At 71.3% G+C, this 12,123-nt stretch carries 12 protein-coding genes; 2 read left to right on the top strand and 10 right to left on the bottom strand.

The window, feature by feature from the left end; genetic code table 11:
- Positions 1 to 29 precede the first annotated feature (29 nt).
- The 10 genes from H5T77_RS01010 to H5T77_RS00965 all read right to left on the bottom strand — a co-directional run bounded on the left by H5T77_RS01010 (position 30) and on the right by H5T77_RS00965 (position 10,498).
- Positions 30 to 251, bottom strand: coding sequence for a hypothetical protein (locus H5T77_RS01010; RefSeq protein WP_292644058.1), 222 nt, complete (start codon positions 249 to 251; stop codon positions 30 to 32).
- A 196-nt stretch (positions 252 to 447) separates the two neighbouring features.
- Entirely contained in the window at positions 448 to 1,599 is a 1,152-nt protein-coding gene (locus H5T77_RS01005) for a glycerate kinase family protein (protein WP_292644056.1), read from the bottom strand.
- A 3-nt stretch (positions 1,600 to 1,602) separates the two neighbouring features.
- Complete coding sequence (locus H5T77_RS01000) at positions 1,603 to 2,976, bottom strand: GntP family permease (protein ID WP_292644054.1); 1,374 nt, start codon at positions 2,974 to 2,976, stop codon at positions 1,603 to 1,605.
- Positions 2,977 to 3,150: 174 nt separating this feature from the next.
- The gene (locus H5T77_RS00995; protein WP_292644270.1) at positions 3,151 to 4,236 is read right to left on the bottom strand and encodes a sugar diacid recognition domain-containing protein; all 1,086 of its coding nucleotides are present in this window, start codon (positions 4,234 to 4,236) and stop codon (positions 3,151 to 3,153) included.
- Positions 4,237 to 4,271: 35 nt separating this feature from the next.
- Positions 4,272 to 6,197, bottom strand: a complete 1,926-nt coding sequence (gene dxs / locus H5T77_RS00990; protein WP_292644052.1) for a 1-deoxy-D-xylulose-5-phosphate synthase — start codon at positions 6,195 to 6,197, stop codon at positions 4,272 to 4,274.
- 11 nt (positions 6,198 to 6,208) lie between these two features.
- Complete coding sequence (locus H5T77_RS00985) at positions 6,209 to 6,661, bottom strand: NUDIX domain-containing protein (RefSeq protein ID WP_292644051.1); 453 nt, start codon at positions 6,659 to 6,661, stop codon at positions 6,209 to 6,211.
- Positions 6,662 to 6,723: 62 nt separating this feature from the next.
- The gene (gene phnE / locus H5T77_RS00980; RefSeq protein ID WP_292644049.1) at positions 6,724 to 7,599 is read right to left on the bottom strand and encodes a phosphonate ABC transporter, permease protein PhnE; all 876 of its coding nucleotides are present in this window, start codon (positions 7,597 to 7,599) and stop codon (positions 6,724 to 6,726) included.
- A complete protein-coding gene (locus H5T77_RS00975; protein ID WP_292644047.1) occupies positions 7,596 to 8,384 on the bottom strand; it encodes a phosphonate ABC transporter ATP-binding protein in 789 nt (262 codons plus the stop codon). Before H5T77_RS00975 ends, phnE begins: the two co-directional genes overlap by 4 nt.
- Positions 8,381 to 9,322 (bottom strand): phosphate/phosphite/phosphonate ABC transporter substrate-binding protein, encoded by a 942-nt coding sequence (locus H5T77_RS00970; protein WP_292644046.1) that lies wholly within the window; start codon positions 9,320 to 9,322, stop codon positions 8,381 to 8,383. The genes H5T77_RS00975 and H5T77_RS00970 overlap by 4 nt, the downstream gene beginning before the upstream one ends.
- Positions 9,323 to 9,340: 18 nt before the next feature.
- A complete protein-coding gene (locus H5T77_RS00965; protein WP_292644044.1) occupies positions 9,341 to 10,498 on the bottom strand; it encodes a TIGR03364 family FAD-dependent oxidoreductase in 1,158 nt (385 codons plus the stop codon).
- A 167-nt stretch (positions 10,499 to 10,665) separates the two neighbouring features.
- Between H5T77_RS00965 and H5T77_RS00960 the strand changes: the two genes are divergently transcribed.
- Together H5T77_RS00960 and H5T77_RS00955 are read left to right on the top strand one after the other, a co-directional pair.
- A complete protein-coding gene (locus H5T77_RS00960) occupies positions 10,666 to 11,424 on the top strand; it encodes a GntR family transcriptional regulator (RefSeq protein ID WP_292644042.1) in 759 nt (252 codons plus the stop codon).
- A complete protein-coding gene (locus H5T77_RS00955; protein WP_292644040.1) occupies positions 11,421 to 12,104 on the top strand; it encodes a phosphonatase-like hydrolase in 684 nt (227 codons plus the stop codon). The genes H5T77_RS00960 and H5T77_RS00955 overlap by 4 nt, the downstream gene beginning before the upstream one ends.
- The last annotated feature ends 19 nt before the right edge of the window (positions 12,105 to 12,123 follow it).

Raw genomic sequence — 12,123 nt, 5'->3', positions numbered from 1 at the left:
GTCAGGGCTGGTTCAGGCCCAGCCCGGGCTCAGACGCGGTTGTTGACGTACGCGCTGCCCGGGCCGCCGGCCACGTCCGGCTTCACGGTCCTCTGCCGCGAGCGAGGCCGCTGCTGATCCATGCCTTGGGCGGAGCGGCGCCGGCTCTCGATCCTCTTGCGGACCTTCTCGTCAGCCGCTCGCAGGTCGAACGGCGCGGACATCTGCTCTGGTGACCAGTGGAACTCGGCCACGAGATCGTCGTAGAGCATGGATTCCCCCGAGTGCTGATTGGTGACGGTGGTGATGGTTCCGGGAGTCTGTCGGTCCCGGGACCAATGACACTCTAGACCGGGACCCGCCCCCATCTGATGGACCGCCACACGTGAAGTCCGGTCTCGATCGCGAGCCGCCCCGTCCTGACCTGCGAGAACCGGCTCTGCGTCGGCCATAGGCCATGTCTCAGGGTCAGAGACGCGCGCCGGCTGCGACGCTCCACACCCGCGCGATCGACTCCGCGGTCCGGGACAGATCGCTCTCGACGCGGTCCAGCGCCTCGTGCAGCGGACCCGGGCCGGGTGCGGCGGAGAAGACCGCCGTCATGCCGGCCGCGATCGCCTGATCCGCGCCCTGCGACACGTCGCCGGCGATCACGACGACCGGGACGTCGTGTGCCTGGGCGAGCCTCATCACACCGACCGGCGTCTTGCCGCCGAGAGACTGCGTGTCCAGCCTGCCCTCGCCGGTGATCACCAGATCGGCTGCGGCGATCGCGGAGGCGAGACCGACGGCCTCCGCGACGAGGTCGAAGCCGGAGCGCAGATCGGCACCGAGGAACGCGAGCGCCGCGAACCCGAGGCCGCCCGCCGCACCGGCGCCCGGGGCCTCGGGGTCCGCGAGCTCCCCGCACACCTCGCCGAGCCGGCGCAGACCGTCGTCGAGCATCCGGACCGTCGCCTCGTCGGCGCCCTTCTGCGGGCCGAAGACGTACGCCGCGCCCCGCGGACCGTGCAGCGGGCTGTCCACGTCGCAGGCGGCGACCACCTCGCAGCGAGCCAGACCTGGGTGCACGCCACCGAGGTCGACCGTGGCGACGTCGTGCAGGCCGGCGCCTCCGGGAGCGATGCTCGCTCCGGTCGAGGAGCTGAAGCGCACCCCCAGAGCCTGGGCCATCCCGACGCCACCGTCGGTGGTCGCGCTTCCCCCCAGCGTGAGCAGGAGGCGCTCGGCCCCGGCGTCCAGAGCCGCCTTGATCAGCTCCCCCGTGCCGTACGAGGTGGCAGCCGCGGCGCTCGCCGGCGTCGGATCGACCAGGTGCAGCCCCGAGGCGGAGGCCATCTCGACCACCCCGGTGAGCCGGCCCCCGGCCTCCTCGGCAGGGATCAGCCCGAGCTCGGCGCCGACCGGCCGGCCGTGCGGGCCCGTGACGGTGTGCCGGGTGATCCGGCCGCCGAGGGAGCCGACCAGGGCGTGCAGCGTCCCCTCTCCCCCGTCGGCGACGGGCAGGCACACCGTCTCCGAGTCGGGGGCCCCGCGCCGCCAGCCGGCGGCGATGGCAGCGGCCGCCGCGGGACTGTCGCAGCTGCCCTTGAACGAGTCCGGAGCGATGACTACGCGCACGGCTCAGACGATCAGCAGGGAGAGCGGAAGGACGACGAGCATACCGGCGATGCCCTGGACCAGGGTCGCCATCGTCTGGGCGCGGTAGGCCTGCGGCACGCTCATCCGGCTGAACTGGCTGACCACCCAGAAGTAGCTGTCGTTGGCGTGCGAGACCGTCATCGCCCCCAGCCCGATCGCGAGCACGACCAGCGTACGTCCGAGGTCGCTGCCGAGCCCCAGGTCGGCCACCAGCGGCGCGACCAGGGCGGAGGTGGTCACCATCGACACCGTCGAGGAGCCCTGCGCCGTCTTCAGTGCGGCCGCGATCAGGGACGGCACCATGATCCCGATGCCCAGCGCCGACAGCTCGGTGCCGAGGTAGGTGCCGATGTCGGTCGCCTGGATGACGGCACCGAACGCGCCTCCGGCGCCCGTGATGAGGAGGATCGGCGCGGCGTCGACGATGCCTTCCCCGACCCGGTCGGTCACGGTCTTCTCGTGGTTGGTCGGGCGGAGGCCCGCGATCGCGATCGCCAGGCCGATCAGCAGCGCGATGACGGGCTGGCCGGCGAAGCGCAGCACGTCAGCGGCCACGGTCTCGGTGCCGGGGAGGAACGGGAGCGACATCGCCGAGCCGAGCATGATCAGCAGGATCGGGACCACGATCGGGGCGAACGCCATGGCGGTGCCCGGACGCTGGACGGTGTCGGCGAGCTTCTCGAACTCGGCGATCCGGCGGTCGACCTCGGCATCCGAGACACCGTCGGGCTGGACGTCGCGGAACCGCATCGCCCACAGCGCCCCGGCCGCAGCGGAGACGAGCCCGACCACGAGACCCAGGGCCATCACCAGGCCCAGCTGCGCGTCGAGGCCCAGGTTGCCGGCCGCGGCGATCGGGCCAGGGGTGGGCGGGACGAGGGTGTGGGTGGCGTAGAGGCCGGTGGCCAGGGCGACGGACATCGCGACCGGGCTGGTGCGGGTGCGGGCGGCCATCGACTCCTTGAGCGAGTTGAGGATGACGTAGGCGGAGTCGCAGAAGACCGGGATCGACACGACGTACCCGATGATGCTCATCGTCAGCGTCGGGAACCGTCGGCCGAGCACCTTCACGATGGCGTCGGCCATCGTGATCGCCGCGCCGGACCGGTCGAGGAAGACGCCGATGATCGTGCCGAGGATGATGACGATCCCGATGCCGCCGAGCGTGCTGCCGAAACCGCCGGTGGCGATCGCGACCACGCCCGGGGTGTCACCGTCGGTCAGCGGCGGCAGCCCGAAGGCCAGGCCGCCGACCAACGCGGTCAGCAGGAGCGCCAGGAACGGATGCACCCGTGCCCACGCGGTGAGCAGGATCAGCCCGATCACCAGGGCGATCAGAATCAGCAGGTCGGCCATGGAAGTCCTTCGTCGTCGTACCGGGTCGCGCCGGTCGGGCAAGATGGTGCCCGCGCGCCAGGCACGCGTCAGGCATACGCTGCACAGCATCGGCGTCGCGATGTGACGGCGTCCACAGGCAGATGGCCAAGGCCTGCGGCCCGGATCTTGTGCATCTGCACAAACCGCGCCGGGCTACCCCTCCGAGCCGAGCACCGGACCGAGATAGAGGATCAGCACGTCCGGCAGGTGGTCCATCCGCAGCCCGGTGATCTCGCCGATCCGGGCGAGGCGGTATCGGACGGTGTTGCGATGGACGTGCAGGGCCCCGGCCGCCGCCGTCGCGCTGGCATGGTGCTGGATGTAGGCGCTGAAGGTGGCCACGAGCTCGCCGGAGCGGTCCGCCGCGACCAGCCGCTGCCACGGCTCCGCGAGCAGGTCACCTCGCCAGCCCTCGCCCATGCCCCTGACCAGGGCGAGCAGCGGAACGTCGTCGAAGTCGTACCCGCCGACCGTGCCGACGAGACCGGTGACCGCCAGCGTGTCGCTGGCGGTGAGGTACGCATGCTCGAAGGTGCTGGGCCCGGCGAAGGCTCGCCCGGTGGCATGCCGGAGACGACCTTCGGAAGCGTGCAGCAGCGCGCTGACATCCTCGTTGGGGCCCGGGGAGCGCCCGGCGGGGCTGAAGACGACGAGCTCCTGCGGCTCCACCCGTCCGACCAGGACACCGCGTACCTGCAGCACGTCCCGCTGGAACCCCCGCAGGGCCTCGGTGTGCTCCTGGGTGCGGGACGCCGGTGCGACCACGGTCGCACGTCGCGGCACCTCGAGGTCGATGCCCAGCCCGGCCGCCCATTCGGCGAGCTCACGCGGAGCGAGCCGTCCGGCGGCGGCGTGGCCGACGAACTCCTCCCGCTCCCGGTAGCGCCACTGCCGGGACTCGGCCACCTGGGCCTGGTCCACCATCAGCTCCGCCGTCACCCGGATGAGGTCGCCGAGCACGCGCACCTGCCCCGGGTCACCGGTGATGCCGACGACCCCGACCAGCCGGCCGTGGCACCGTAGCGGCAGGTTGATGCCGGGCTGGACGCCACGCAGCGCGAGCGCGTCGGAGTGCGCGATCTCCACCACCCGGTCCTGCTGCGCCGCCAGCAGGGCCCCTTCGTGCACGGTGCCGATCCGGTCGTCCTGGCCCGAGGCGAGGATCACTCCGGCCGCGTCCATCACGTTCACGTTGTGACCGATGACGCCCATGGTCCGTTCGACGACCTGATGCGCCAGCTCCGCGGTCAGGTGAGCGGTGCCGACCGCACCGGTCAGAGCTGCTCCTGGTGCGAGAGGCGCCCCTCGTCCAGAGGAGGAACGGTGTCGCCACGGAGGAAGCCCTCGAGCACCGAGATGGTGTCCAGGGTGATCGCCTGCGGAGTCAGGCCGATCGCCTCCAGGATCTTGGGACGCTTGGCGTGGTCGAGGAACTCCTGCGGGATCCCGTGGATCTTCACCGGCGTGCGTACGCCGGCTGCGGTCAGGGTCTGCAGGAACGAGGCGCCCACGCCGCCGGCGACGCCGTTGTCCTCGATGGTGACGACGAGCCTGTGGTCGGCGGCCGCCTCGACGAGAGCCGGGTCGACCGGCTTCACCCAGCGCGGGTCGACGACGGTGACGCCGATGCCCTGCGCGGTGAGCCGCTCCGCGACACCCATGGCGACCTCGGCCATCGAGCCGACACCGAGGACCAGGACATCCTTGGTCCCGTTGCGGACCAGCACGTCGGCGCCGCCGAGCTTGGCGATCGTGGGGATGTCCTCGGGCGGCGGACCCTTCGGGAAACGTACGACGGTGGGCGCGTCATCGACGTCGACCGCCTCGTCGAGCAGCTCGTTCAGTCGGGTGATGTCGCGGGGCGCGGCCAGGCGCAGCCCGGGCACGATCTGGAGGAGCGACATGTCCCACATGCCGTTGTGGGAGGCGCCGTCGTCACCGGTCACCCCGGACCGGTCGAGGACGAACGTCACTCCGGCGCGGTGCAGGGCGCAGTCCATCAGGACCTGGTCGAAGGCACGGTTGAGGAAGGTGGCGTAGACCGCGAAGACCGGGTGCAGGCCCCCCATCGCGAGACCGGCGGCCGAGGTGGCGGCATGCTGCTCGGCGATCCCGACGTCGAAGGTGCGCTTCGGGAACCGCGCCTGGAACCCGTCGAGGCCGACCGGGTGCATCATCGCCGCGGTGATCGCGACGATGTCCTGGCGGCTCTCCCCCAGCCGCACCATCGCGTCGGAGAAGTGGTCGGTCCAGATCCGGCCCTTCGGCTTCTCGGCGCCGGTCTGGACGTCGAACGGACCCGGCGAGTGGAACTGGTCGGCCTCGTGGCGCTCGGCCGGGTCGTAGCCGTAGCCCTTACGGGTGATCGCGTGCACGATCACCGGGCCACCGAACTTCTTGGCGCTCGTCAGGGCCTGCTCCAGAGCGTGCCGGTCGTGGCCGTCGACGGGCCCGACGTACTTCAGCCCGAGGTCCTCGAAGAGGCCCTGAGGCGCGACCGCGTCCTTGAGCCCCTTCTTGACCGCGTGGAGCGCGTCGTAGGCCATCGCGCCGATCCCGGGCACCGCGTTGAGGCGGCGCTTGACCATGTCGAGGACGAGCTCGTAGCGCGGGTTCGTACGCAGCGAGGTCAGCGCCGTGGCCAGGCCACCGATGGTCGGGGTGTAGGAGCGGCCGTTGTCGTTGACCACGATGACCAGCTTGGAGTCGTGCTGGATCGCGATGTTGTTGAGCGCCTCCCAGGCCATCCCGCCGGTCAGCGCGCCGTCGCCGATCACGGCGACCACGTGGCGGTCCTCGCCGCGGATCGTGTAGGCCTTGGCCAGCCCGTCGGCGTAGGAGAGCGAGGTGGAGGCGTGGGAGTTCTCGACCACGTCGTGGTCCGACTCCGACTGGCTCGGGTAGCCGCTCATCCCGCCCTCGCGGCGCAGCGTGCAGAAGTCGCCGGCCCGTCCGGTGACGAGCTTGTGCACGTAGGACTGATGGCCGGTGTCGAAGACGATCTTGTCGCTCGGGCTGTCGAAGACCCGGTGCATGGCCAGCGTCAGCTCGACCACACCGAGGTTCGGCCCCAGATGGCCGGTGTTGGTGGCCACCGTCCGGATCATCACGTCCCGGATCTCGCTCGCGAGGAGCTCGAGCTGGTCGTCGGAGAGATCACGAAGATCCTGCGGCGCGGCGATGCGTTCGAGGAGACCCATAAGAGGGGATTCTACGTCTCCATCCTGAGGCTCGCCGACCCGGATAGGGCCAGGTGCTGGCGCGATCCGAGGAACTGCCCGAGCCCGATCCGAGCCGAGTCGCTGAGGTCCAGGTCAGGTGCCTTCGCCGGGTCGACGAAGACGATCTGCCGGCCCTCGTGGCACACGACGTCGGCGTCGGTGAGGTCGACTCCGGCGGCGTACAGATGAAGCTTGTCGTCGGTCCCCGTCTCGGGATGGTGGACGTCGTGGACGGCGACCAGGTGCAGGTCGGCGGGGCTCACCCGGATCTCGGTCTCCTCCTCGAGCTCACGCGCGGCGCCGGCCAGCGGATCCTCACCGGGCTCGAGGTGGCCGCCGCAGAAGGACCACTTCTCCGGCGCGATGCGGGGGCGCTCGTCACGCTCCTGGAGCAGCACCCAGCCACGACGGTCGACAAGGATCACAGCGGCGAACTCGGTCATGGGGCGCGAGCCTAGTTCCTCCGCCGGCGGTGCCGTCAGACCGCGCTGTCAGACCGTGCCCGTCAGACCGTGCCGACCTTCCGGCGCAGCCAGGCGCTGAACAGGTCGATGACGATGATCAGGACGATCACCATGCAGACGTAGGTCATCATCGTGTCGAAGTGGAAGCTGTCGACCTCGGTCTTGATGAAGAAGCCGATGCCGCCGGCGCCGACCGTGCCGAGGATCACCGAGCTGCGTACGTTGGTGTCGAACCGATAGAGGAGCAGACCTAGCAGCGACGGCATCACCGCGGGCAGCACAGCGTGCGCGGCCGACTGTGTGGGCGAGGCCCCGGCGACGCGGAGCGCCTCGACGGGCCCCTGGTCGACCTCGTCCATCGCCTCGGACCACAGCTTGCCCATGACCGCGACGTTGTGGATCGCCAGCGCGATCACACCCGGGAAGGCACCGAAGCCGACCGCGGCGATGAACATCAGCGCGTACACGGTCTCGGGGACGGCGCGCAGCACCGACATCACCCCGCGTCCCAGGAACCACAGCGGCACGAACCGGTTGGTCGTCCGCGACGAGATGACCGCGAAGAAGAGCGCCACCGGGATCGAGAGGGTCGTCCCGAGCAGGCCGATCCAGATCGTCAGCAGGCAGTACTCCAGTCCTGGCCGGATCGTCTCGGCCCAGCGCAGGTCGAGCGGGAAGGCACCGTCCTGATGGATGGTCTTGCCGTTCGGGTAGGTGCGGTCGACGCCGAACAGGAAGCTCCACAGCCCCCGCCAGCCCTCGAGCAGCTCCTTGGGCGAGGTGTTGGTCTGCACCGCGGCGTACCAGTGCACCAGGACCAGGGCGACCGTGATGAGCGCCGCGGCGGCGACGCCGGACGGACGGAAGCGCGGCGGGATGTCGAGGCGAGGCCTCGGGGCGGTGGTCAGGCCGCTCATGCGAACTCCTTCGTCGCGGTGCCCGTGGAGGCCATCGAGGCAGCGGCCTCGAGGGCTGGCCGATAGAGGTCGGCGACGGCCTCGTCGGTGACCTCGGCGCTGCTGTCGAAGACGAGCCGGCCGCCGGCCAGCCCGAGGATCCGGTCGGAGAAGCGGCGCGCCAGGTCGGGCTGATGCAACACCGCGGCCACGGCGAGGCCGTCGTCGTCGGCCAGCGACCGGAGGAGGTTCATGACCTGCTCGGAGGCGGCCGGGTCGAGCGCCGAGACCGGCTCGTCTGCGAGCAGCACCTTGGCGCGCTGGCACAGTGCCCGGGCGACCGCGACTCGCTGCTGCTGGCCACCGGAGAGGCGACCGGCCTTCTCCCGGGCCCGGTCGGCGAGGCCGACCCGGTCCAGGCAGGCCATCGCCTCGGCCTGCACCTCGCGCGGGAAGGCCAGCACCGACCAGGACCGGCTCAGGCCGAGCCGGCCCAGGGCGCCCGCGCAGACGTTGTCGAGCACGCTGCGGCGGGGCACCAGATGGATCTTCTGGAAGACCATCGCCACCTCCGGCACCGCCTCGCCGGGCTTGGCGGTGACCCCGCCGACGGTGATCGTGCCGGCGTCGGGGCGCTCCAGACCCACCACGCAGCGCAACGAGGTGGACTTGCCCGAGCCGTTGGCCCCGAGGAGGCTGACCACCTCCCCGGAGGCGACCTGGAAGGAGAGGCCGTCGAGGACCGTCTTCTCCCCGAACGCCTTCCTCAGGCCCTCGATACTCAGTGTGGCCGCGTGCTCGCTCACAGATCGTCCGTGGTCAGGTCGAGGGCCTCGGCGAGGTCCGCGACGGGCTGGTAGTCCTCCTCGGTCACCGCGACCATCGCCGGCTTGCCGGCCGGCGGGGTGAAGTCGAGGTACTCACCGATCTCCGCGACCGTCTCGGCCGGCAGGTTCAGCAGCGCCTCCTGGACGGCCGCAGACACCTCGGGCGTCATGTTCGGTCCCGCCGTGATCGGGTCGTTCAGGATCGGCTCGGACTCCCAGATCTGACGGAAGGCGGTCTCGTCGAACTGGCCCTCGGCCGTCGCCGAGACCAGGGTCTGGCTGTTGATCTCGGCCGCGTCGACCTTGCCGTTGACCAGGGCCAGGAGGGCCTCGGTGTGGCCACCGGCGTACTCGGCCCTGACGTCCTTCTCGATCCCCGCGTCGATGAGAGCCATGCGCGGCACCGCGTCACCGGAGGTGGAGCCGGACTCGGAGAGCGCCAGCGTCTTGCCCGCGAGGTCGTCGACGGACTGGATCGGCGAGTCCTTCGGCACCCAGATGCCGCCGGTGTAGGAGGAGACCTTGCCGTCCTCGCCGGCGAAGGACGCCAGCGGTGTGGCGCCGGCCTGCTTCTGGGCGAAGACATAGCCCAGCGGACCGAACTGGCCGATGTCGAGCTTGCCGTTCTGCATGGCGAGGATCTCGGCGACGTACGTGTCGGAGATCTGCACCTCGACCTCGCAGCCGAGCTCCTCACCGAGCGCCTTGCCCAGCGTCTCGTAGACGGGGATGAGGGTCTTGGGGTCCTCGAAGGGCTCGACGCCCATGGTGAGGGTGCCGTCGGGGCAGATCTGGTCGGGGCCGATCTCGCCGCCGGCGGCGGCCTGCTGAGGGGCCGCCTCGCCACCGCAGGCGGCCAGGGCGAGGCTCAGGGTGGCGGCGCCGGCGAGCGCGGTGAGGGAGCGCAGCGTGGACATGTCGGTTTCTCCTGTGGGTCAGAGCAGCTGGTCGAGGACGTCGGGCGCGAGGCCCAGTGCGGTGGTCATGCCGATGCCCGATGTCACTGAGACGACCCGGAGTCCCGGGAACGGCTCCTCGATGAGGAAGTCGGTGAGCGGTGAGTCCGCGTAGACCCCTCGCCAGCGACGTCGGACGGTGAGCGGAGCCCCGAGCAGCCGCGCCCCTTCTCGCAGCACCAGGTCGGCGACGTGCTCGTCGTCGAAGGGCAGGTGCGTGCGGTCGTAGTGGTGGGTGTCTCCCAGGACGATCGAGCCCGGCCGGCCGCCGGTGCCGGGACGCTGGGTGAGCATGAGGTTCATGACGACGTCGAGGAGCTCCGGGCTGGTCTGCTCGAGCTGCCTGCGTACGTCGGCCGCGGCCGCGGTCTCGGCGAACCCGCCGTAGCGCAGCATCGAGAGCCCGGTCAGCACCGCCGGCCCGATCTCGACGTCGCCCGGGGGCGCGACCTCGAGCATCTGCAGGCGGCAGCGGCGTACGCCCGCCTCCTCGGCCGCCCGCGGGAAGAGCCGGTCGACGTCATGGCCGGCGGCATGCACGACGCGTGCGGAACGGATCGTTCCGCGGCTGGTGCGGACCTCGATCCCATCAGCGACCGGGTCGATGGCGCCGACGTGGGTCGCCCAGCTGAACCGGACGCCTTGGGCCTCGAGCCAGGCGGCGATCGCGGGCAGCGCCTCGCGCGGGTCCACCCGGAGGTCGAGCGGCAGGTGGGCGCCGCCGAGGACGTCGGCGGCTGCCGGCGGGAACAGCTCGCGGGCGGTGGCGGCGTTCAGCACACGGGCCTGCTCGGCGCCGCGGGCGGCGGCGAACTCCTCGAGCACGGCCATCTCCGCCTCGGAGCGGGCCAGGGCGAGCGTCCCCGTCTCCCGGAGACCGAAGCCCGCCTTGGCGGCGAGGGCGAGCCAGCGCTCCCGGGACGGGACGGCGTAGGCGAGCGCCTGGCCCGACTGCACGGTGGTGCAGATGTGCCCGAAGTTGCGGATGGAGGCGCCGACGGCGCGCTCGTCCCGCTCGACGACATGGACCTTCAGACCGCGCGCGAGCCCTTCGACGGCATGCGCGAGGCCGACGATCCCGGCACCGACGACAACGAGGTCGGCGGCACCGTCGGGGGTGGACGTATGAGTTGGCACAGCCCGAACACTTCTGTCTCGCAGCGGCCTTGGTCAACAGGATCGAGCAACATGTACAGACAAGTTAACCGGTCGTTTTCCTGCGACCTGTTTGACCGGTTGGGCGTTCTCCGGTTGTTCACGAAGCTCTTCCGCGCTCTTGTCTGGTCAAGTTGTAGCCTGCCTTCATGAGTAGTCCGCTGCACGTCCAGGTCGCCGAGGCCATCCGAGCGCGGATCGTCGGCGGCGAGCTGCCGACCGGCGCCCCGATCCCCTCGGAGGCGCAGCTCTGCGCGCAGTTCGGCGCCTCCCGCGGCACCATCCGTACGGCGCTGGCCAGCCTGCGTCGCGAAGGCCTGCTCAGCGGCGGCCAGGGACGCCCGCCGACCGTGCGCGACACCGCCCTCGGCCAGCCCTTCGAGCAGCTGATCTCGTTCAGCGCGTGGGTGCAGCAGATCGGCCACACCGCCGGCCAGCGCACCATCGAGGTCGCCCGGCGCGGCGCCACCGCAGCTGCCGCCGAGGCGCTCGACATCGACGAGGGCGACCCGGTGGTGGACGTGCTGCGGCTTCGCCTGCTCGACGGTCAGCCCGCGATGCTGGAGCGCAGCACCTTCGTCGAGAGCGTCGGGCGCCTCCTGTTCGACTTCGACCCCGACTCCGGGTCGCTCTACGGCTACCTCACCGCCGCCGGCGTCGACCTGCACGCGGCCCGCCACACCATGGACGCGGTCGCGGCCGACGAGACCGACGCCGACCTGCTCGAGATCGCCGTCGGCGGCCCGCTGCTGCGCGAGCGTCGCCGGGCGACATCCTCGGACGGGGTCCCGCTGGAGTACGCCGACGACCGCTACCGCCCCGACCGGGTCACCTTCACCATCGACAACGCCCGCCCCTCCGCGGCCGGGGTCCGCACCGACGTACGCATCCTCAAGGAGATCTCGTGAACTTCCAGCTCGCCGCCCTCGACATGGCCGGCACCACCGTCGACGAGGGCGGGCTGGTCTACGACGTCCTCGAGACCACCGTCGCCGACGCCGCCGGCGAGCCGGTCCCCCGCGATCTGCTGCAGCAGTGGAAGGGCACCTCCAAGCGGGAGGCGATCCAGGGGCTGCTGCGCGGGCTCGGCCAGGACCCGAGCACCGCCCAGGTCGACAAGATCTTCGACGGCTTCGGCGAGCGTCTCGTCACCGCCTACCGGGAGAGCCCGCCGCAGCCGATCCCCGGCGTTCCCGAGATGTTCGCGACCCTGCGCTCGCGGGGCGTGAAGGTGGCGCTGCAGACCGGCTACTCCACCGAGATCGCCGCCGCCATCCTCGACGGCCTCGGCTGGACCGTCGGCGCGGACACCGGCTCGACCGTCGACGCCGTGATCACCTCCGACCTCGTCCCCGCCAGCCGCCCCGCTCCGTACCTCGTCTTCCGCTGCATGGAGGCGACCGGCGTCCAGGACGTACGCCGCGTGCTGGTCGCCGGGGACACCCCCAACGACCTCGGGGCCGGCACCAACGCCGGAGCGGGCTTCGTCGTCGGCGTCGCCACCGGCTCCTTCACCCACGACCAGCTCGCCGGCGAGTCCCGCACCCATCTCCTGCCCTCGACGGCCGACCTGCCGAGCCTGCTGTAACTCGTCGACAAAACCGGCG

Origin of the sequence: Nocardioides sp., from assembly GCF_014360585.1 — a bacterium.
Lineage (GTDB): Bacteria > Actinomycetota > Actinomycetes > Propionibacteriales > Nocardioidaceae > Nocardioides.
The sequence above is the reverse complement of the archived record's forward strand: the minus strand, read 5'-3'. Positions and strand labels throughout refer to the sequence as shown.